The sequence below is a fragment of the Citrobacter sp. RHBSTW-00944 genome (assembly GCF_013615435.1).
Taxonomy (GTDB): Bacteria; Pseudomonadota; Gammaproteobacteria; order Enterobacterales; family Enterobacteriaceae; genus Citrobacter; species Citrobacter braakii.
The window spans coordinates 1,684,389-1,704,378 of the sequence record NZ_CP055418.1; the positions used below are offsets into that span (position 1 = coordinate 1,684,389).

Here is a 19,990-nt window from a genome sequence, read left to right on the forward strand (position 1 = left end):
TGCAAATAAATACCGTCGACAGGGTAGAATGCTTTGCCTTGTCGGCCCGATTAATGGCACGATAACTGCACCTGGTCCTGTAAAGATCCCCTATAAAAGACAGTCTGTTGAGGATAGTTATGAAAAAACTGGTGTTGTCTCTTTCTCTGGTCCTGGCTTTCTCCAGTGCTACCGCAGCATTTGCAGCCATTCCGCAAAAAATTCGTATCGGTACCGATCCTACTTATGCGCCGTTCGAATCGAAAAATGCACAGGGTGAATTAGTCGGTTTTGATATCGATCTGGCTAAAGAGCTGTGCAAACGTATCAATACACAATGTACCTTCGTGGAAAACCCGCTGGACGCGCTTATCCCTTCGTTAAAAGCGAAGAAAATCGATGCGATTATGTCCTCGCTTTCCATCACTGAAAAACGTCAGCAGGAAATCGCCTTTACCGACAAGCTTTATGCAGCCGACTCGCGTCTGGTTGTCGCTAAAGATTCTGCTATTCAACCAACCATTGAGTCGCTGAAAGGTAAACGTGTTGGCGTGCTGCAGGGCACGACTCAGGAAACCTTCGGCAACGAGCACTGGGCGCCAAAAGGCATTGAAATTGTCTCTTATCAGGGGCAAGACAATATCTATTCTGACCTGACTGCCGGGCGTATTGATGCTGCATTCCAGGATGAAGTCGCGGCCAGCGAAGGCTTCCTGAAACAACCGGTCGGTAAAGATTACAAATTCGGCGGCCCATCTGTAAAAGATGAGAAGTTATTCGGTGTGGGTACCGGTATGGGGCTGCGCAAAGATGATAACGAACTGCGCGAAGCACTGAACAAAGCCTTTGCCGAGATGCGAGCTGACGGTACTTACGAGAAGCTGGCGAAAAAGTACTTCGATTTTGATGTTTACGGCGGTTAATCACCGCAGGTGCTGATAAAGCCCGTAGATTTTTGACGTGTTGAATTTATGCCTGATGGCGCTGTGAGTATCCGGTCTACAGCGATTTTGTAGGCCAGATAAGGCAAAGCCGCCATCCGGCATTTAACGATTTGTCTGAAATCAAAAGAGGCTTATTACTCCACCACACACGACAGGACAGGCAGCATGTTGTATGGCTTTTCAGGTGTTATTTTACAGGGCGCAATTGTTACGCTGGAGCTGGCACTTAGCTCGGTGGTACTGGCGGTTCTGATAGGCCTTGTCGGCGCGGCAGCAAAGCTGTCGCAAAGCCGGGCGCTGGCGCTTATTTTCGAAGGGTACACAACGCTTATCCGCGGCGTGCCCGATCTGGTCTTAATGCTGCTCATCTTTTACGGATTACAAATCGCGCTGAATACCCTTACCGATGCAATCGGTATCAGCCAGATTGATATCGATCCGATGGTCGCGGGTATTATTACGCTCGGGTTTATCTACGGAGCCTATTTTACCGAAACATTTCGTGGCGCATTTATGGCCGTGCCAAAAGGACATATTGAAGCCGCGACGGCATTCGGTTTTACCAGTTCACAAATATTTCGCCGCATTATGTTCCCGGCGATGATGCGCTATGCCTTACCGGGAATTGGCAACAACTGGCAGGTCATTCTTAAGGCCACGGCGCTGGTATCGTTGCTCGGCCTGGAAGACGTGGTGAAAGCCACTCAGCTTGCCGGAAAAAGTACCTGGGAGCCGTTCTATTTTGCCGTAGTGTGCGGGGTCATCTATCTGGTGTTTACCACTGTTTCTAATGGTGTGCTGCTGTACCTTGAGCGCCGCTATTCCGTGGGTGTGAAGAGGGCTGACCTGTGATTGAGATTATTCAGGAATACTGGAAGTCCCTGCTGTGGACCGACGGGTATCGCTACACCGGCGTGGCTATCACCCTGTGGCTTCTGATTTCGTCGGTGGTGATGGGCGGGATACTGGCGCTGTTTTTGGCAATTGGTCGTGTTTCCAGTAATAAATTTATCCAGTTTCCCATCTGGCTGTTCACCTATATTTTTCGTGGGACGCCGCTGTACGTCCAGTTGCTGGTGTTTTATTCCGGGATGTATACGCTGGAGATAGTCAAAGGCACGGACTTCCTCAACGCGTTTTTCCGCAGTGGGCTAAATTGCACCGTGCTGGCGCTGACGCTGAATACCTGCGCCTATACCACGGAGATTTTCGCCGGGGCTATTCGTTCCGTACCCCATGGTGAGATTGAAGCCGCGCGCGCTTACGGTTTCTCGTCGTTTAAACTGTATCGCTGCATTATTTTGCCTTCCGCGCTGCGTATTGCGCTGCCGGCTTACAGCAATGAAGTTATTTTAATGCTGCACTCCACGGCGCTGGCATTTACCGCAACGGTGCCTGATTTGTTGAAAATCGCCCGCGATATCAACTCGGCAACGTATCAGCCGTTTACCGCCTTCGGTATTGCCGCTGTTCTGTATTTGATTATTTCGTATGTCCTGATCAGTCTGTTCCGTAAAGCGGAAAAACGCTGGTTGCAGCATGTATCCTCTAAATGATTCGAGTAACACGATGTCTGAAAATAAATTAAACGTTATCGATTTACATAAGCACTACGGCGAACATGAAGTGCTGAAAGGGGTATCGCTGCAGGCCAATGCGGGTGATGTTATCAGTATTATTGGCTCGTCAGGTTCCGGTAAAAGTACCTTCCTGCGCTGCATTAACTTTCTCGAGAAACCGAGCGCCGGGTCGATTGTCGTCAGTGGTCAGAACATTGGTCTGGTACGCGACAAAGACGGCCAGCTTAAGGTTGCAGACAAAAATCAGCTGCGCTTGCTGCGCACGCGACTGACGATGGTCTTTCAGCACTTTAATCTGTGGAGCCACATGACGGTGCTGGAAAACGTGATGGAAGCGCCGATCCAGGTATTGGGGCTGAGCAAGCAGGAAGCTCGCGAACGTGCGGTGAAGTATCTGGCGAAAGTGGGTATTAATGAGCGCGCTCAGGGCAAATATCCGGTGCATCTGTCCGGTGGTCAGCAGCAGCGTGTCTCCATTGCTCGTGCGCTGGCGATGGAACCGGAAGTGTTGCTGTTTGATGAACCCACGTCGGCACTTGACCCGGAGCTGGTGGGCGAAGTGCTGCGCATTATGCAACAACTGGCCGAAGAGGGAAAAACCATGGTGGTCGTGACCCACGAAATGGGGTTTGCCCGTCATGTCTCCACGCACGTGATTTTCCTGCATCAAGGGAAGATTGAAGAAGAGGGCGATCCGGAGCAGGTATTTGGTAATCCGCAAAGTCCGCGTTTGCAGCAGTTCCTCAAAGGTTCGTTGAAGTAAGTCACCTGCCCGGAGGCGCTACGCTTTCCGGGCCTGGAATTTTAGCGCGTCGCACTCCAGACGATAAACCCAGTCGTCGTAGGCGATACCATCAATCTCATACGCCTTTTCCAGCACCTGCGTACGCACGAACCCCGTTTTTTCCAGAATCCGTATTGAGCCCTTATTATCCGCCAGTGCGTAAGCATTTATCGCCGTGACCGCCGCGTGCTCGAAGGCGTACTGGCACACCGCGCGTACGGCTTCGCTGGCAATACCTTTCCCCTGCGCCTGTGGCATGATGGCGTAGCCGAGGTCGGCTTCGTGCGGGTAGAGATGGCTGATTTGCAGACCAATATCGCCGAGCGGCGTCGGGTTGTTGTGCTCGCGGATGACAAAAGTGTGCTGTGCGGCAAGGCGTCTGGCGAATAACAGACGCGTATCTTTCGCCGGGGCGATGTTGCCCATATAGCGCATGACTTCAGGACATTCACGTAGTTTCTGGAAAAATGACCAGTCAGAAAACTGAAACAAAGAGAGGGTAAGTCGGGGAGTCGAAATTATCGCCATAACGTCGCCATTGCAGAAATCTGGCCTATAACCTTACCACCACAACGGCGACCGTGAATAGCGCTTAGGGGTTATCGGATGACATCCGCCAGCGCTTCTTCTAAATCGTACCAGCGAAACGCGAAACCGGACGCTTCCAGGCGTTTTGGCAACGCTCGCTGCCCGCCGAGAACCAGCACTGAAGATTCGCCCATCAGCAACCGCATTGCGGTGGCGGGAACGCGCAGAATGGCAGGACGGTTCAGGGCGTGGCCCAGCGCGTGGGCAAACTGCTCATTGTGCACCGGGTACGGTGAAACCATATTGAAGGGACCGCGCAGATCGTTATCCAGCAGCCAGAGAATTCCGTTGACCATATCATCAATATGGATCCAGGCCATATACTGGCGTCCGTTGCCAATTGGTCCGCCTAAGCCAAGACGAAACGGCGGGACCATTTTCGCCAGAATGCCGCCAGCAGAGGCCAGTACCACGCCGGTGCGCAGCATACACACGCGGGTTTTGTCGCTTTGCGCGGTGCTGGCAATTTGCTCCCAGCGGGCGCACAGCTTATGGGTAAATTCGTTATGCGGCGGCTCTTCTTCTGTGACCACCACTTCGCCTAAATCGCCGTAGTAACCGGTAGCGGAACCGGAGATTAGCACTGCGGGCGGTGTCTCGCTGGCATTGATTAAATCGACCAGCTTCTGCGTGATGACCCAGCGGCTCTGACACAGGCGTTCCTTTTGCTGGGCACTCCAGCGCTTGTCCGCAATCGGCTCTCCGGCAAGGTTAATGACGGCATCAATGTCATTGAGATTTTGCCGCTCTTCCAGCCCTTTGGACAGCGTAACCCGGGAGTCGAGAATCTGACGCGCCTTATCAGGAGAACGGGTCACTACGGTTATCTGATGCCCCAGCTCCAGCAAGCGGGGGATCAGATGACGTCCAATCAGGCCAGTACCGCCGGTAATCAGAATCTGCATGTCGCCTCCCGGGTTATGTTTAGCGCTGCCAGCTCAGCGTCATAGAGACTGAGTCGGCGTAACGTAATGCGTGAAGTTTATCTATCTCTACTTGAGCATAAGTGACCCAGTGATGTTCGCGTGCGATATCGAGCACATCTTGAGTTAATTTTTCTAACAATGAGAAGCGGTTACCCTCCACGTGGGCAATGATGCTCTTGGTGATAGTGCGATAATTCAGCGCGTCGTTGATATCTTCACTGGTACGGGCTTTGTCTGCCGGATAGTGAATGGCAATGTTGATGACGATATCCTGGCGGTTAAGGATCTCCTCTTCTTTGATGCCGATAAAAGTGCGCAGACGAAGGTTTTTTATACGAATAATTGCGTCAGGTTGTGACATTGCAGGTTTCCTCCATGTATGAACCTTTGCATGATACACGAGAACCGAATCGCGTCACCGCTTCTCACTTTGTGCTTGTTGCATGGCGCGTTCCGTTGCGGGACGCGTACGGATGCGTTCATGCCAGTTATTGACCGCCGGGTAGTTGTCGAGGTCGATGCGCTGACGCTGATGGGCGTGGATCCACGGCCAGCAGGCAATGTCGGCAATGCTGTAGTGATCGCCTCCCAGCCAGGGGGACGTTTCCAGACGTTTATTCATCACGTTGTACAGGCGCTGGGTTTCAACCTGGTATCTTTCAATGGCGTAGGGAATCGTTTGTGGGGCGTAGTGGCTAAAATGATGATTCTGACCCAGCATGGGTCCGAGGCCGCTGACCTGCCAGAACAACCACTGCAGTGTAGTGTGGCGTTCACGTAACTCACCGCTCAGCAGCTTACCGCTCTTTTCTGCCAGATAGAGTAAAATTTCTCCGGACTCAAACAGGCTGATGGGCTTTCCGCCGTCTACCGGGGCACTGTCGATAATGGCCGGGATTTTATTGTTTGGTGAGATTTGCAGAAAATCAGGGTGAAACTGGCTACCTTTGCTGATATCGACATGAATCAGACGGTATTGCAGCTGCGCCTCTTCAAGAAACAGCGTGATTTTGTGACCGTTTGGCGATGGAGTGTAATAGAGATCGATCATTTTCAGCGTCCGTTTTGTCATGAACCGGGTCATAACAAGTATAGAGCCTGTTGGCGTGCGTGAGTTTTCATCAAGTGACAGTGAGAGAAAGACTCTATATTTTGAAGGCAAGCCAATACATTTCAGAGGACATTATGAGCAAATCTGCAATTACGCTGTGGTCAGATGCCAATTTTTTCTCCCCTTACGTGCTGTCTGTTTATGTCGCTCTGCAAGAGAAAGGACTGCCTTTTACGCTGAAAACCGTTGATCTCAACAGCGGCGAACACTTGCAACCTTCATGGCAAGGGTATGTGTTAACGCGGCGCGTGCCGGTGCTTGAAATCGACGGTTTCGAGCTGAGCGAATCATCAGCGATTACTGAGTTCCTGGAAGAGAGCTTTGCACCACCGCAGTGGGAGCGTATCTACCCACACGATGTGCAAAAGCGCGCGCGGGCGCGCCAGGTTCAGGCGTGGATCCGCAGCGATCTGATGCCTATCCGTGAAGAACGCTCAACGGACGTGGTTTTTGCTGGCGTGAAAAAAGGTCCGTTAAGCGAAGCGGGAAAAGTCAGTGCGGAGAAATTGTTCGCCACTGCGAGCCATTTATTGAGCCACGGGAAGCAGAATTTATTTGGCGAATGGTGTATTGCCGACTGCGATTTAGCGCTAATGCTGAATCGTCTGGTCCTTAACGGCGATGAGGTTCCCGAAGCGCTTGCAGAATATGCCGCCTTCCAGTGGCAGCGCGCTTCAGTCCAGCGTTTTATCGCGCTTTCAGCGAAGCGTTCCTGCTGAAAAACGGGGCGTAATCCAGTATCATTACAGGGTACTTTTCAACGAGGAGTGAGTGATGAAACTGATGTTCGCATCGGACATTCATGGTTCGTTGCCAGCCACGGAACGCGTACTTGAACGGTTTGCCGCAAGCGGTGCGCAATGGCTGGTGATATTGGGTGATGTTTTAAACCACGGACCGCGTAATGCGCTCCCGGAAGGCTATGCGCCTGCGCAGGTTGCTGAGCGGTTGAATGCGCTGGCAGCGCGGATTATCGCGGTACGTGGCAATTGTGACAGCGAAGTGGATCAGATGCTTCTGCATTTTCCGATGACCGCGCCGTGGCAGCAAATTCTGACAGAAAATCAGCGACTCTTTTTGACGCACGGGCATCTTTTTGGCCCGCAAAATATGCCGGCGCTCAACGTGGGAGATGTGCTGGTTTATGGGCATACACATTTGCCCGTCGCTGAGCGTCAAGGGGATGTTTACCACTTCAATCCCGGCTCGGTAAGCATCCCGAAAGGGGGCTTTGCGGCAAGTTACGGGATTCTGGATGATAATGTTCTCAGCGTAATGGCACTCAATGATCAAAGTGTTATTGCACAGGTCGAGATTAATCCGTAATTTACCCCACAAACATAAACGCGCCGTAAGAGCGCAAGAAAAAAGAAGGTTTCCTGATGGTGGAACAGCGTCGTTTGGCAAGTACGGAATGGGTGGATATTGTGAATGAAGACAACGAAGTCATTGCACAATCCAGCCGGGAACAAATGCGGGCGCAACGCTTACGCCATCGTGCAACGTATATCGTCGTGCATGATGGTATGGGCAAAATTCTGGTTCAGCGTCGTACTGAGACAAAAGATTTTTTGCCCGGCATGCTGGATGCCACCGCTGGCGGTGTTGTGCAGGCTGACGAGCAACTACTGGATTCAGCGCGCCGTGAAGCGGAAGAGGAACTGGGGATTGCGGGCGTACCGTTTGCCGAGCATGGGCAGTTTTATTTTGAAGACCAGAACTGTCGCGTCTGGGGCGGGCTGTTTAGCTGTGTTTCCCACGGACCGTTTGCGCTTCAGGAAGAAGAGGTTAGTGAAGTTTGCTGGCTGACGCCGGAAGAAATTACCGCGCGCTGCGACGAATTTACGCCGGACTCACTGAAAGCCCTGGCGCTGTGGATGACCCGCAACGCTAAGAATGAAGGGGCGAAAGCCGAAAAGCAGGAAGAAGCTGAGTAAAATCTGCTCATCCGGCCTACAGCGTCGAGAAATCGTGTAGGCCGGGCAATCGTTTTTTAATGGTAACCCATTATCTGCGCGCCAATTACCACCACGCTGGACATAATAAACAGCAGTCCCAACAGCGTGGCGCCTACCTTCAGCCAGTTACGAAAATCCACCCGACACACGCCTAACGTCGCCATCAGCGATGCCGATGTAGGATAGATAATATGACTGAATCCGTCGCCAAACTGGAAGGCCAGTACGGTGACCTGACGGTTTACGCCAACCAGATCGCCTAAGGGTGCTAATAACGGCATGGTCAATGCAGCCTGACCAGAGCCGGAAGTAACGAAGAAATTAAACACCGCCTGGAACAGCAGCATAAACCACGCCGCGATGGCGTTATCCAGCCCGCTGATGCCGTTGGCAATGCTGTGCAGCAGCGTGTTCAACACGCTGGCTTCCCCCGCTTCTCCATTACCGACCAGCAGTAATATGCCCTTGGCAAAACCGACCAGCAGGGCAGGGGCAATCATCATTCGCGCGCCTTCAGTGAATGAGGAGGCCATGATGTTGACCGTCATGCCGTTGAGACGAAAGACCACGCCGATGATGCCAATTACCAGGCCCATGGTGAAGAACTGGCTGGCGATCTCAGGAATAAACCACGCGTTGACGATCACGCCCCAGACAACCCAAATCATTACCGCAGTCAGCACCAGCAGCACCAGCCAGTCGCCCAGCGTGAAGCGTCGTTCCACAACGTCGTCCTGCTGTTCGCGAAAGAAACGGTCGGATTCATGTACCCGGGACAAAAGCGGATTCTTTTTGATGCGTGCCGCATAGGCCAGCGTGAAGGTCAGCCCTATCAGGGTCGCAACCACCCAAACAATGATACGTAGACCGGAACCAGAGAGCACCGGCACGCCCGCAATCCCCTGCGCGACGACCACGCAAAACGGGTTCATCCATGAGCTGGCGAATCCAATTTGAGTCGCAATATAGGTGACCAGAACGGTGGTGATACTGTCGTAACCTAACCGTACCATTAACGGTGCGATAATAATGGCAAAGGCGACCGCCTCTTCCCCCATGCCAAACACCGCGCCGCCTAATGAGAAGAGAACAAACAGCACCGGGATAAACAGGACTTCGTTTCCTCGCGTATGGCGGATGAGCGCCAGGATGCCGTTATCGATGGTTCCGGTACGCATAACGATGCCGAATGCGCCGCCAATCACCAGCATAAACATAATAATGCCGACGGCAGTGCCGAATTTAGAGCCGGAGGTTAACCCTTCAAACGGAAAATTCATCAGGCCCGGGCGCTCATCACCGGTGGTGAAAAACTGCACCCGATGATACTGCTCTTCGCCCGCGTCGTTGGTCAGAATTCGAAAAGAATGGGGGTCGACCACCTTACGGGTTTTGGTTTGTCCATCAACCTGATACTGCACTTCCTGACTGTCGAACATCCCGACGGGAACAACCCATGTCGCCAGACTGGTTAAAATGGCAACGAAAAAAATAATCACCAACGTATCGGGCATCGCCCATTTTTTAGCTGGCTGTGTTTCTGTTACTGCTGACATGAAAGACTATCCCTGTTGCAATGCAAAAGAGGATAAGTATGCAAACAGGAGAATAGTTATTCATTGATGCAGCGCATCCTGGCAAATGTTTCAGAATATGCCAACGGGAAAAACAGGTATAAAAAAACCGGAAATATAAGCTATTTCCGGTTTAATAAGCAGAAGTGTTGCCGGATAAGACATCCGGCACACTCGACAGATTACTGCTGCTGTTGGGAAGACTGGATCGCGGTCAGAGCGATGGTGTAGACGATGTCGTCAACCAGCGCGCCACGAGACAGGTCGTTCACAGGCTTGCGCATACCCTGCAGCATTGGCCCGATGGAGATCAGGTCGGCAGAACGCTGTACCGCTTTGTAGGTGGTGTTACCGGTGTTCAGATCCGGGAAGATGAACACGGTAGCGCGACCTGCAACCGGAGAGTTCGGCGCTTTGGATTTTGCTACGTCAGCCATAACGGCTGCGTCATACTGCAGCGGACCGTCGATCATCAGGTCAGGACGTTTTTCCTGCGCCAGACGCGTGGCTTCACGAACTTTTTCTACGTCGCTACCTGCACCAGAAGTACCGGTGGAGTAGGAGAGCATTGCTACACGCGGTTCGATACCGAAAGCAATGGCGGATTCAGCGGACTGAATCGCGATTTCTGCCAGTTGCTCTGCAGTCGGATCCGGGTTGATCGCGCAGTCGCCGTATACGTAAACCTGATCCGGCAGCAGCATGAAGAACACGGAAGACACCAGGGAACTACCTGGTGCAGTTTTGATCAGCTGCAGCGGCGGACGGATGGTGTTCGCGGTGGTATGAACTGCACCAGAAACCAGACCGTCAACGTCGTCCTGTTCCAGCATCAGGGTACCGAGAACCACGTTGTCTTCCAGCTGTTCGCGGGCAACGGTTTCGGTCATACCTTTGTTTTTACGCAGTTCGACCAGGCGAGCAACGTAGCTTTCGCGAACCACATCTGGATCAACGATTTCTACGCCAGCGCCCAGCTCAACGCCCTGAGAGGCCGCAACGCGGGTGATCTCATCCGGGTTGCCCAGCAGTACGCAGGTTGCGATACCGCGTTCAGCACAGATAGCCGCCGCTTTAACGGTACGCGGCTCGTCACCTTCCGGCAGAACAACGCGCTTGCCGGCTTTACGTGCCAGCTCGGTCAGCTGATAACGGAACGCTGGCGGAGACAGACGACGGCTGCGCTCAGAGGTCGCAGTCAGGGATTCAATCCAGTCAGCGTTGATGTAGTTAGCAACGTATTCCTGAACTTTCTCAATACGTTCGTGATCGTCAACCGGAACTTCCAGGTTGAAGCTCTGCAGGCTCAGAGAGGTCTGCCAGGTGTTGGTGTTCACCATGAATACCGGCAGGCCGGTTTCAAATGCACGTTCGCACAGTTTAGTGATACGCGCGTCCATTTCGTAGCCGCCAGTCAGCAGCAGGGCACCGATTTCCACGCCGTTCATGGCTGCCAGGCATGCTGCAACCAGCACGTCAGGACGATCGGCGGAAGTCACCAGCAGAGAACCGGCACGGAAGTGCTCCAGCATGTGCGGAATGCTGCGTGCGCAGAAAGTCACAGACTTCACGCGACGGGTATTGATATCACCTTCGTTAACGATAGTGGCGTTCAGATGACGCGCCATATCGATTGCACGCGTTGCGATCAGATCGAAGCTCCATGGCACCGCGCCCAGAACCGGCAGCGGGCTGGATTCTTGCAGTTTAGCCGGATCAACTTTGATCACTTTTGCTTTGGAAGAGTCGTCGAAAATCTCGGACAGATCCGGGCGAGTACGGCCCTGCTCATCAACCGGTGCGTTCAGTTTGTTAACGATTACGCCGGTGATGTTGGTGTTTTTCGCGCCGCCGAAGCTGCTGCGAGTCAGTTCAATACGCTCGTTCAGCTGTTCCGGGGTATCGGTACCCTGAGACATTACGAAGACGATTTCTGCGTTCAGCGTTTTCGCGATTTCGTAGTTCAGAGACTGCGCGAACTGATGTTTGCGGGTTGGGACCAGGCCTTCAACCAGTACAACTTCAGCGTCTTTAGTGTTCGCGTGGTAGTTCGCGATGATCTCTTCCATCAGCACATCTTTCTGATTGCTGGACAACAGAGATTCAACGTGGCTCATCTTCAGCGGCTCAGCGGCTGGCAGAGAAGAGTTAGCACGGACGATGCTGGTAGTCTGGTCTGGCGCATCGCCACCGGCACGCGGTTGAGAGATCGGCTTGAAGACGCTCAGACGAACGCCTTTGCGTTCCATTGCGCGGATCACGCCAAGGCTGACGCTGGTCAGACCGACGCTGGTTCCGGTAGGGATCAGCATAATAATACGGGACACGGTTTATCCTCTTTCGTTACCGTCGATGTAGACGGGTTACAAAACAGCACCGCCAGCTAGGCTGGCGGTGTGAAATCAGGCAGTCAGACGGCTCGCGTCTTGCGCGATAACCAGTTCTTCGTTGGTTGGGATTACCACCGCAGGACGGGTACCTTCTTTGTTGATGAAACCAGATTTGCCGAAACGTGCGGCCAGGTTACGTTCGTGGTCAACTTCAAAGCCCAGAACGCCCAGTTTGCCCAGAGACAGTTCACGAACCATCGCTGCGTTTTCACCGATACCACCGGTGAAGACAACTGCATCCAGACGACCATCCATCAGCGCAGTGTAAGAACCGATGTATTTCGCCAGACGGTGACAGTAAACGTCCATTGCACGTTTAGCGTCTTCTTTAGTCGCGTAGTTATCTTCAACATAACGGCAGTCGCTGGTGACTTCGGTCAGACCCAGCAGGCCGGACTCTTTGGTCAGCATTTTGTTGATCTGGTCAACGCTCATGCCCAGGGTGTCGTGCAGGTGGAAGATGATCGCCGGGTCGATGTCACCGGAACGCGTACCCATCACCAGACCTTCCAGCGGGGTCAGGCCCATGGAGGTATCAACACATTTACCGTTACGGATAGCAGAGACAGAACCGCCGTTGCCCAGGTGGCAAGTGATGATGTTCAGCTCATCAACCGGTTTGTTCAGAATTTTTGCCGCTTCCTGAGTCACGAAGAAGTGGCTGGTGCCGTGCGCGCCGTAACGACGAACACCGTGTTCTTTGTACAGGCTGTATGGCAGAGCATAGAGGTAAGACTCTTCCGGCATGGTCTGATGGAACGCGGTGTCGAACACAGCCACGTTTTTGTCTTTCAGATTCGGGAAGGATTTCAGCGCTTCTGCGATACCGATCAGGTGTGCAGGGTTATGCAGCGGTGCAAAAGAGGCTGCGTCTTTGATACCCTGAATAACAGAATCGTCGATAACCACAGAGCCGGTGTATTTCTCGCCGCCGTGAACAACACGGTGACCAATCGCAGTCAGCTGAGCAGACAGTTCTGGTTTTTGTGCCAGAATAGTATTAACGATAAAATTCAGCGCTTCACTGTGAGCGGCGCCTGCACCTAAAGCCGCTTCTTGTTTACCGCCGTCCATTTTCCACTTGATACGTGCTTCTGGGAGATGGAAACATTCGGCTAAACCAGAGAGGTATTCTTCACCGTTTACTGCATCGATGATGGCAAATTTCAGTGAGGAGCTACCGCAGTTCAGAACCAGTACTAACTTACTCGACATGGAAGTACCTATTTATGATACGTGGCTAAAAAAACGTCAGGAAGTCATAGAGCGTAGCGCATGATGACACCGACGTTTATGATTAACATCATGCGCCATAGTCTTTTTGGGCACGATGGAATAAATACCTTTGAGTCTATGTCATTTTGCGTATTTTTCAGCCAATGGCATACTATGTGTCAATTTGACGACTCAATGATTTTGGACTAAAGGCCTTACAGGCCGGCACAGGATACCTGAATGTGGGTATTAAAGACAAAATGTTTTGAACGATGTCCTTTGTAGTTGTTGTTTTGCACAAATTTTTTAATTTTTATATGTGAAGTTGAGGTAACCGCCATGTCGACACCGGATAATCGTTCCGTCAATTTTTTTAGCTTGTTTCGCCGGGGGCAGCACTATGCGAAGACGTGGCCAATGGAAAAGCGCCTCGCGCCTGTGTTTGTAGAGAACCGCGTGATCCGCATGACGCGTTACGCGATCCGTTTTATGCCGCCTATCGCCGTCTTCACCTTATGCTGGCAAATTGCGTTAGGTGGGCAGTTGGGACCGGCCGTGGCGACTGCGCTGTTTGCGCTCAGCCTGCCGATGCAGGGCATGTGGTGGCTGGGTAAACGTTCTGTAACGCCGCTGCCGCCTTCAATACTCAACTGGTTCTACGAAGTTCGGGGTAAATTGCAAGAAGCCGGGCAGGCGCTCACTCCGGTAGAAGGAAAGCCTGATTATCAGGCGCTGGCTGACACGCTTAAGCGCGCCTTCAAACAACTGGATAAAACTTTCCTTGATGATTTGTAATTGACCCCTGATTACGCATATAAAAGAAGGCACAAGATGCCTTCTTTTTTTTCATCGCAGTAGTAGTGATACAGGAGTCCCAAATGGAAATGACCAACGCTCAACGTCTGATTTTGTCTAATCAGTACAAAATGATGACTATGCTCGATCCCACTAACGCCGAGCGTTATCGTCGTTTGCAGACGATTATTGAACGCGGTTACGGCTTGCAGATGCGCGAGCTGGATCGTGAGTTTGGTGAGCTGACGGAAGAAACCTGTCGTACGATTATCGATATTATGGAGATGTATCACGCATTACATGTGTCCTGGACTAATCTTAAGGACGCGCAGGCTATTGATGAGCGTCGCGTGACCTTCCTTGGCTTTGACGCCGCAACGGAAGCCCGTTACCTCGGGTACGTACGTTTTATGGTTAATGTAGAAGGTCGTTATACCCACTTTGATGCGGGTACGCATGGCTTCAACGCCCAGACCCCGATGTGGGAAAAATATCAGCGTATGCTGAATGTCTGGCACTCTTGCCCGCGCCAGTATCACCTGAGTGCGAATGAAATTAACCAAATCATTAATGCCTGAGGGGGCGAGCGTGCAGTGCAAAGGTTTTCTGTTTGATCTGGATGGAACGCTGGTCGATTCCTTACCCGCAGTAGAACGCGCGTGGTGCAACTGGGCCGATCGTTTTGGCCTCGATCACGCCGAGGTGCTCGGCTTTATTCATGGCAAGCAGGCCATTACCTCCCTGCGACACTTTATGGTGGGCAAATCTGAGGCTGAGATCGCCGCGGAATTCACCCGCCTGGAGCAGATCGAAGCGACGGAAACCGCGGGGATCACAGCGCTGCCGGGAGCGGTTGATTTACTCAACCACCTCAATAAAGCGGGTATTCCATGGGCAATTGTGACCTCCGGATCCATGCCGGTCGCACGAGCGCGTCATCGTGTCGCGGGGCTGCCTGCTCCTGAAGTGTTTGTCACCGCCGAGCGGGTAAAAAGAGGCAAACCCGAGCCAGACGCCTATCTGTTAGGCGCCCAGCTTCTGGGTCTTGCGCCACAGGAATGCGCGGTGGTGGAAGATGCCCCCGCTGGGGTGCTTTCAGGACTGGCTGCAGGGTGTCATGTGATAGCGGTCAACGCGCCTGTGGACACGCCGCGTCTGGATGAGGTCGATTTTTCGCTGACCAGTCTGGAACATATTTCTGTGACCAAACAGCCTAACGGAAATGTGGTCGTGGTAAGAAATACCTGAACATGATTTAGCCCCAGATTGTTGGGGCTTTTTTATGGCAGAATCGATCCATCCCTCTCATTTAACAAGGATATGTTGTGAACGGTGAATTGACATGGGTTCTCTCATTGCTGGCGATTGCCGTCGTCTTGTTTGTCACTGGCAGAGTGCGTATGGACGCGGTCGCTTTGCTGGTCATCATTGCCTTTGTTCTGAGCGGAACATTGAGCATCACAGAAGCCTTTTCCGGATTCAGCGATCCTAACGTTATTTTGATAGCGGCATTATTCATTATCGGCGACGGCCTGGTGCGTACCGGGGTGGCGACGGTAATGGGTGCCTGGCTGGTGAAGGTGGCTGGCAGCAGTGAAGTCAAAATGCTGGTGTTGCTGATGATTACCGTTGCCGGACTCGGGGCGTTTATGAGTTCGACCGGCGTGGTCGCCATCTTTATCCCGGTGGTCTTAAGCGTTTCCATGCGCATGGAAATTTCCCCTTCACGCCTGATGATGCCGCTGAGCTTTGCCGGCCTGATAAGCGGCATGATGACGCTGGTGGCGACGCCGCCGAACCTGGTCGTCAACAGTGAACTGTTACGTGAAGGACTTAACGGGTTCAGCTTTTTTAGCGTTACCCCGCTGGGGCTGGTGGTTCTGGTTCTCGGCATAATTTATATGCTGCTGATGCGCTTTATGCTCAAGGGAGAAGATTCCAGACAGCCGGGAGACGGCTGGAAACGCCGGACCTTTCGCGATCTGATTAAAGAATATCGTCTGACCGGGCGCGCGCGTCGCCTGGCGATTCGTCCCGGTTCTCCTATGATTGGCCAGCGTCTGGATGATCTGAAGCTGCGTGAGCGCTACGGGGCAAACGTGATTGGCGTGGAACGCTGGCGTCGCTTTCGTCGCGTAATAGTCGACGTTAACGGGGTTTCTGAGTTTCGCGCCCGTGATGTATTGCTGATTGATATGTCCGCGGCCGATGTCGACCTGCGTGAATTTTGCAGTGAACAGTTTCTGGAACCAATGGTACTGCGCGGCGAATACTTCTCCGAGCAGGCGCTTGATGTGGGGATGGCCGAGATCTCTCTGATCCCTGAATCGGAATTGATCGGCAAAACGGTACGGGAAATCGCTTTTCGTACCCGCTACGGGCTGAATGTCGTTGGGCTGAAGCGCGATGGCGCGGCTCTGGCTGGAGCGGTGGTGGATGAGCCATTGCTGATGGGCGATATCATATTAGTGGTGGGCAACTGGAAGCTCATCACACTGTTGGGACAAAAAGGGCGTGATTTTGTCGTGCTGAATATGCCCGAGGAAGTCAGTGAAGCTTCTCCGGCGCACAGCCAGGCACCGCATGCGATTTTCTGTCTGGTGCTGATGGTTGCTCTGATGCTCACTGATGAAATTCCCAATACGGTGGCTGCGATCATCGCCTGTCTACTGATGGGGAAATTTCGCTGTATTGATGCCGAAAGTGCCTATAAAGCGATTCACTGGCCAAGCATTATTTTGATTGTCGGGATGATGCCCTTCGCGCTGGCTTTACAAAAAACCGGCGGTGTCGACTTGGTGGTGAAAGGGCTGATGGATGTCGGTGGCGGGTATGGCCCGTATGTGATGTTGGGCTGCCTGTTCGTGCTGTGTGCGACTATCGGGTTATTTATCTCCAACACCGCGACGGCGGTGCTGATGGCGCCAATCGCGCTGGCGGCTGCAAAGTCGATGGGCGTTTCACCGTATCCTTTTGCGATGGGGATTGCGATGGCGGCATCCGCAGCCTTTATGACACCTGTCTCTTCCCCGGTAAACACTCTGGTGCTCGGACCTGGCAACTACAGCTTTAGCGATTTCGTGAAGATTGGCGTACCGTTTACCATCATTGTGATGGCGGTGTGCGTGGTGATGATCCCGATGCTGTTTCCGTTTTGATGTTGTTGTCTGATGGCGACGGGGATGTCTTCGCCGCCACCGGGTCATGCGTTTATAGCGGAGAATCCTGGCTGATTTCATCTAATGAGAGGTGAAAACTCGGGACAAACACGTCCATAAAGTAGTCCATCTCTTCGCTGCGTCGCGACTCGAGCGTTTTTTCCAGACGCGTCTTGGCAAGCAGAAATTCGTTGTTACCGGCAGAGAGTTCCTCCAGACACTTCAGATACGCGCACAGGGCATCGGCCTGTTTAACAATCGATCTCTCTTCTTCACTTAAGGCATGTTCATCAATGAGCGGCGCAAAAATATCGCGCAGTTCATCAGGTACCATATCGACCAGTTTTTGCTGGGCAATTTTCTCTATCGCTTTATATTCCTGCGCAATCTGCGAGTTGAAATATTTCACCGGGGTAGGGAGATCACCGGTCAGCACTTCTGACGCATCGTGATACATCGCCAACAGAGCAATACGCTCAGCATTAACCTGACCACCAAATTTGCGGTTTTTGATCGCGGCCAGCGCATGGGCAACCATGGCAACCTGCAGACTGTGTTCAGACACGTTTTCGGTGCGCACGTTGCGCATCAGCGGCCAGCGATTAATGAGCTTCAGACGGGAGAGGTGGGCAAAAAAATGGCTCTGCTTCATAACGACCCTTATATGATGGCAACCTAAGAGTCATTTTGCGCAGAGAAGGCTGTCAGATGCAAATACTCGTCATCCATCCGACAGCCTTTGTTTAATTACAGCTGGTGATACCCTGACAGGAAACGCTCAAATTTACTCAGCGACATTTCAATATCGTCAATACGCGGCAGCGTGACGATGCGGAAATGATCCGGCCACGGCCAGTTGAACGCTGTTCCCTGAACCAGCAGTACTTTTTCCTGCAGCAGGAAGTCGAGCACCATCTTCTGGTCGTCATGAATGTTGAAGCGTTTAGCATCAATTTTCGGGAACATATACAGCGCGCCGCGCGGTTTTACGCAGGAGACACCAGGAATGTCATTGAGCAGTTCCCAGGCGCGGTTGCGTTGTTCATACAAACGCCCACCAGGCATGATAAATTCGCTGATGCTCTGGTATCCGCCCAGTGCGGTCTGAATGGCATGTTGCGCCGGAACGTTGGCACACAGGCGCATAGAGGCCAGCATCTCAAGACCTTCAATATATCCTTTAGCATGTTTCTTCGGCCCGTTCAGCACCATCCAGCCCTGACGGAAACCGGCAACGCGATAGGTTTTTGACAGGCCATTGAAGGTGATGGTCAGCAGATCCGGCGCCATTGCAGCAATGGAGTGGTGTTCAGCGTCGTCGTAGAGAATTTTGTCGTAAATCTCATCCGCAAAGATGATGAGGTTGTTCTGGCGAGCAATCTCAACAATCTCCATCAGCAGCTCTTTAGAGTAAACAGCGCCGGTTGGGTTGTTTGGGTTGATGATGACGATCCCACGCGTACGCGGCGTGATTTTGGCGCGGATATCATCCAGGTCCGGGAACCAGTCTGATGATTCGTCACACAGGTAGTGCACGGCATTACCGCCGGAGAGCGATACCGCCGCCGTCCACAGCGGATAATCAGGAGCAGGAACCAGCATTTCGTCCCCACTGTTCAGCAACGCCTGCATAGCCTGCACAATTAATTCAGAAACGCCGTTGCCGATATAAATATCTTCCACGGTTACGTCGCGCATACCACGGGCCTGGTAATGCTGCATAATCGCTTTCCGGGCGGAATAAAGGCCTTTGGAGTCGCAATATCCTTGCGCTGTTGGCAAATTGCGGATCACATCCACCAGTATTTCATCTGGCGCTTCAAACCCGAATGGCGCGGGGTTGCCGATGTTCAGTTTCAGAACCTTATTGCCTTCTTCTTCCAGGCGCTTTGCTTCCTTCAGAACCGGGCCGCGAATGTCATAACAGACGTTTTCTAATTTGCTGGATTTTTCAATGGGGGACATGAACGTTGACCTTTTTAGCTGTGAATGCCACTCCCTGCCATGGAAGTCAGCCCAGCACAATGTACTCCCACGGCGGTGAGTTTTGAAGGGTCTTTAGTAGAAGATTTTGAAAAGCTATGAAGTGATAATTAACTGTTAACAACTAAATAATGTAAATATTATGAGATAATAATCTATCTAGATTTGTTTTGTTGGTAGTATGTTTTGTTTTATTGGTTTGGTTGTGGTGAATTGTTTGGTCAAAAAAAGTTAAGCCTGTAAAGCGAAATGTCACGGGTGTCTGGTAATGACTCCAACTTATTGATAGTGTTTTATGTTCAGATAATGCCCGATGACTTTGTCATGCAGCTCCACCGATTTTGAGAACGACAGCGACTTCCGTCCCAGCCGTGCCAGGTGCTGCCTCAGATTCAGGTTATGCCGCTCAATTCGCTGCGTATATCGCTTGCTGATTACGTGCAGCTTTCCCTTCAGGCGGGATTCATACAGCGGCCAGCCATCCGTCATCCATATCACCACGTCAAAGGGTGACAGCAGGCTCATAAGACGCCCCAGCGTCGCCATAGTGCGTTCACCGAATACGTGCGCAACAACCGTCTTCCGGAGCCTGTCATACGCGTAAAACAGCCAGCGCTGGCGCGATTTAGCCCCGACGTATCCCCACTGTTCGTCCATTTCCGCGCAGACGATGACGTCACTGCCCGGCTGTATGCGCGAGGTTACCGACTGCGGCCTGAGTTTTTTAAATGGCGGAAAATCGTGTTGAGGCCAACGCCCATAATGCGGGCGGTTGCCCGGCATCCAACGCCATTCATGGCCATATCAATGATTTTCTGGTGCGTACCGGGTTGAGAAGCGGTGTAAGTGAACTGCAGTTGCCATGTTTTACGGCAGTGAGAGCAGAGATAGCGCTGATGTCCGGCAGTGCTTTTGCCGTTACGCACCACCCCGTCAGTAGCTGAACAGGAGGGACAGCTGATAGAAACAGAAGCCACTGGAGCACCTCAAAAACACCATCATACA

General features: G+C 52.3%; 21 protein-coding genes. 11 read left to right on the forward strand and 10 right to left on the reverse strand.

Annotation, left to right across the window (positions count from 1 at the left end; genetic code table 11):
• Positions 1 to 119 precede the first annotated feature (119 nt).
• From hisJ to hisP, 4 genes are all read left to right on the forward strand, one after another.
• A complete protein-coding gene (gene hisJ / locus HV334_RS07985; RefSeq protein ID WP_003028120.1) occupies positions 120 to 902 on the forward strand; it encodes a histidine ABC transporter substrate-binding protein HisJ in 783 nt (260 codons plus the stop codon).
• Positions 903 to 1,088: 186 nt separating this feature from the next.
• Entirely contained in the window at positions 1,089 to 1,775 is a 687-nt protein-coding gene (locus tag HV334_RS07990; protein ID WP_016153853.1) for a histidine ABC transporter permease HisQ, read from the forward strand.
• Entirely contained in the window at positions 1,772 to 2,479 is a 708-nt protein-coding gene (gene hisM / locus HV334_RS07995) for a histidine ABC transporter permease HisM (RefSeq protein WP_003028116.1), read from the forward strand. Before HV334_RS07990 ends, hisM begins: the two co-directional genes overlap by 4 nt.
• A gap of 13 nt (positions 2,480 to 2,492) precedes the next feature.
• Positions 2,493 to 3,266: a histidine ABC transporter ATP-binding protein HisP gene (gene hisP / locus HV334_RS08000; protein WP_181221391.1), complete on the forward strand. Its 774-nt coding sequence runs from the start codon at positions 2,493 to 2,495 to the stop codon at positions 3,264 to 3,266.
• Between the two features lie 18 nt (positions 3,267 to 3,284).
• Here hisP and HV334_RS08005 read toward each other — a convergent pair whose 3' ends face one another.
• From HV334_RS08005 to yfcG, 4 genes are all read right to left on the reverse strand, one after another.
• A complete protein-coding gene (locus HV334_RS08005) occupies positions 3,285 to 3,815 on the reverse strand; it encodes a GNAT family N-acetyltransferase (RefSeq protein ID WP_141875459.1) in 531 nt (176 codons plus the stop codon).
• A gap of 71 nt (positions 3,816 to 3,886) precedes the next feature.
• The gene (locus HV334_RS08010) at positions 3,887 to 4,780 is read right to left on the reverse strand and encodes a TIGR01777 family oxidoreductase (protein ID WP_016153850.1); all 894 of its coding nucleotides are present in this window, start codon (positions 4,778 to 4,780) and stop codon (positions 3,887 to 3,889) included.
• Between the two features lie 19 nt (positions 4,781 to 4,799).
• A complete protein-coding gene (gene folX / locus HV334_RS08015) occupies positions 4,800 to 5,162 on the reverse strand; it encodes a dihydroneopterin triphosphate 2'-epimerase (RefSeq protein WP_016153849.1) in 363 nt (120 codons plus the stop codon).
• 54 nt (positions 5,163 to 5,216) lie between these two features.
• Positions 5,217 to 5,852: a GSH-dependent disulfide bond oxidoreductase gene (yfcG, locus tag HV334_RS08020; RefSeq protein ID WP_016153848.1), complete on the reverse strand. Its 636-nt coding sequence runs from the start codon at positions 5,850 to 5,852 to the stop codon at positions 5,217 to 5,219.
• A 134-nt stretch (positions 5,853 to 5,986) separates the two neighbouring features.
• On the opposite strand from yfcG, the gene yfcF reads away from it, so the two are divergent.
• From yfcF to yfcD, 3 genes are read left to right on the forward strand one after another with little or no spacing between them, the layout of a single operon-like run.
• Entirely contained in the window at positions 5,987 to 6,631 is a 645-nt protein-coding gene (gene yfcF, locus HV334_RS08025; RefSeq protein WP_094761645.1) for a glutathione transferase, read from the forward strand.
• A 55-nt stretch (positions 6,632 to 6,686) separates the two neighbouring features.
• Entirely contained in the window at positions 6,687 to 7,238 is a 552-nt protein-coding gene (yfcE, locus tag HV334_RS08030; protein WP_016153846.1) for a phosphodiesterase, read from the forward strand.
• A gap of 56 nt (positions 7,239 to 7,294) precedes the next feature.
• The gene (gene yfcD, locus HV334_RS08035; RefSeq protein WP_006683645.1) at positions 7,295 to 7,849 is read left to right on the forward strand and encodes an NUDIX hydrolase YfcD; all 555 of its coding nucleotides are present in this window, start codon (positions 7,295 to 7,297) and stop codon (positions 7,847 to 7,849) included.
• Positions 7,850 to 7,905: 56 nt separating this feature from the next.
• On the opposite strand, the gene yfcC is transcribed toward yfcD, so the two are convergent.
• The 3 genes from yfcC to ackA form a co-directional block, all read right to left on the reverse strand.
• Entirely contained in the window at positions 7,906 to 9,426 is a 1,521-nt protein-coding gene (gene yfcC / locus HV334_RS08040; RefSeq protein WP_016157044.1) for a putative basic amino acid antiporter YfcC, read from the reverse strand.
• A 200-nt stretch (positions 9,427 to 9,626) separates the two neighbouring features.
• Entirely contained in the window at positions 9,627 to 11,771 is a 2,145-nt protein-coding gene (gene pta / locus HV334_RS08045; RefSeq protein ID WP_016153844.1) for a phosphate acetyltransferase, read from the reverse strand.
• 75 nt (positions 11,772 to 11,846) lie between these two features.
• On the reverse strand, positions 11,847 to 13,049 hold the full coding sequence (gene ackA / locus HV334_RS08050) for an acetate kinase (RefSeq protein ID WP_016153843.1): 1,203 nt from the start codon (positions 13,047 to 13,049) through the stop codon (positions 11,847 to 11,849).
• Between the two features lie 339 nt (positions 13,050 to 13,388).
• Here ackA and yfbV point away from each other — a divergent pair, with 339 nt between their 5' ends.
• The 4 genes from yfbV to HV334_RS08070 all read left to right on the forward strand — a co-directional run bounded on the left by yfbV (position 13,389) and on the right by HV334_RS08070 (position 17,002).
• Complete coding sequence (gene yfbV, locus HV334_RS08055) at positions 13,389 to 13,844, forward strand: terminus macrodomain insulation protein YfbV (RefSeq protein WP_016153842.1); 456 nt, start codon at positions 13,389 to 13,391, stop codon at positions 13,842 to 13,844.
• Positions 13,845 to 13,927: 83 nt separating this feature from the next.
• Positions 13,928 to 14,422, forward strand: coding sequence for a YfbU family protein (locus tag HV334_RS08060; protein WP_016153841.1), 495 nt, complete (start codon positions 13,928 to 13,930; stop codon positions 14,420 to 14,422).
• A complete protein-coding gene (locus HV334_RS08065; protein ID WP_085951065.1) occupies positions 14,415 to 15,092 on the forward strand; it encodes a sugar phosphatase in 678 nt (225 codons plus the stop codon). Before HV334_RS08060 ends, HV334_RS08065 begins: the two co-directional genes overlap by 8 nt.
• Before the next feature lie 77 nt (positions 15,093 to 15,169).
• The gene (locus tag HV334_RS08070) at positions 15,170 to 17,002 is read left to right on the forward strand and encodes an SLC13 family permease (RefSeq protein ID WP_016157043.1); all 1,833 of its coding nucleotides are present in this window, start codon (positions 15,170 to 15,172) and stop codon (positions 17,000 to 17,002) included.
• 52 nt (positions 17,003 to 17,054) lie between these two features.
• Here the strand turns inward: HV334_RS08070 and yfbR are convergent, their stop codons facing one another.
• From yfbR to HV334_RS08085, 3 genes are all read right to left on the reverse strand, one after another.
• Entirely contained in the window at positions 17,055 to 17,654 is a 600-nt protein-coding gene (gene yfbR / locus HV334_RS08075) for a 5'-deoxynucleotidase (protein ID WP_003028083.1), read from the reverse strand.
• Positions 17,655 to 17,749: 95 nt separating this feature from the next.
• Positions 17,750 to 18,967 carry an alanine transaminase AlaA gene (alaA, locus tag HV334_RS08080; RefSeq protein ID WP_005129483.1) on the reverse strand — a complete coding sequence of 406 codons (1,218 nt, stop codon included), beginning with the start codon at positions 18,965 to 18,967 and terminating at the stop codon, positions 17,750 to 17,752.
• A 297-nt stretch (positions 18,968 to 19,264) separates the two neighbouring features.
• A protein-coding gene (locus HV334_RS08085; protein WP_095033700.1) for an IS1-like element IS1B family transposase occupies positions 19,265 to 19,962 on the reverse strand; the annotation gives its coding sequence in 2 pieces (ribosomal slippage) (positions 19,265 to 19,713 and positions 19,713 to 19,962; 699 coding nt in all).
• Positions 19,963 to 19,990: the final 28 nt, after the last annotated feature.

Bases quoted from the DNA above. Each gene is read 5' to 3' on its own strand.
- hisJ (WP_003028120.1), top strand. From the start codon at position 120: ATGAAAAAACTGGTGTTGTCTCTTTCTCTGGTCCTGGCTTTCTCCAGT.
- HV334_RS07990 (WP_016153853.1), top strand. From the start codon at position 1,089: ATGTTGTATGGCTTTTCAGGTGTTATTTTACAGGGCGCAATTGTTACG.
- hisP (WP_181221391.1), top strand. From the start codon at position 2,493: ATGTCTGAAAATAAATTAAACGTTATCGATTTACATAAGCACTACGGC.
- HV334_RS08005 (WP_141875459.1), bottom strand. From the start codon at position 3,815: ATGGCGATAATTTCGACTCCCCGACTTACCCTCTCTTTGTTTCAGTTT.
- HV334_RS08010 (WP_016153850.1), bottom strand. From the start codon at position 4,780: ATGCAGATTCTGATTACCGGCGGTACTGGCCTGATTGGACGTCATCTG.
- folX (WP_016153849.1), bottom strand. From the start codon at position 5,162: ATGTCACAACCTGACGCAATTATTCGTATAAAAAACCTTCGTCTGCGC.
- yfcG (WP_016153848.1), bottom strand. From the start codon at position 5,852: ATGATCGATCTCTATTACACTCCATCGCCAAACGGTCACAAAATCACG.
- yfcF (WP_094761645.1), top strand. From the start codon at position 5,987: ATGAGCAAATCTGCAATTACGCTGTGGTCAGATGCCAATTTTTTCTCC.
- yfcE (WP_016153846.1), top strand. From the start codon at position 6,687: ATGAAACTGATGTTCGCATCGGACATTCATGGTTCGTTGCCAGCCACG.
- yfcD (WP_006683645.1), top strand. From the start codon at position 7,295: ATGGTGGAACAGCGTCGTTTGGCAAGTACGGAATGGGTGGATATTGTG.
- yfcC (WP_016157044.1), bottom strand. From the start codon at position 9,426: ATGTCAGCAGTAACAGAAACACAGCCAGCTAAAAAATGGGCGATGCCC.
- ackA (WP_016153843.1), bottom strand. From the start codon at position 13,049: ATGTCGAGTAAGTTAGTACTGGTTCTGAACTGCGGTAGCTCCTCACTG.
- yfbV (WP_016153842.1), top strand. From the start codon at position 13,389: ATGTCGACACCGGATAATCGTTCCGTCAATTTTTTTAGCTTGTTTCGC.
- HV334_RS08060 (WP_016153841.1), top strand. From the start codon at position 13,928: ATGGAAATGACCAACGCTCAACGTCTGATTTTGTCTAATCAGTACAAA.
- HV334_RS08065 (WP_085951065.1), top strand. From the start codon at position 14,415: ATGCCTGAGGGGGCGAGCGTGCAGTGCAAAGGTTTTCTGTTTGATCTG.
- yfbR (WP_003028083.1), bottom strand. From the start codon at position 17,654: ATGAAGCAGAGCCATTTTTTTGCCCACCTCTCCCGTCTGAAGCTCATT.
- alaA (WP_005129483.1), bottom strand. From the start codon at position 18,967: ATGTCCCCCATTGAAAAATCCAGCAAATTAGAAAACGTCTGTTATGAC.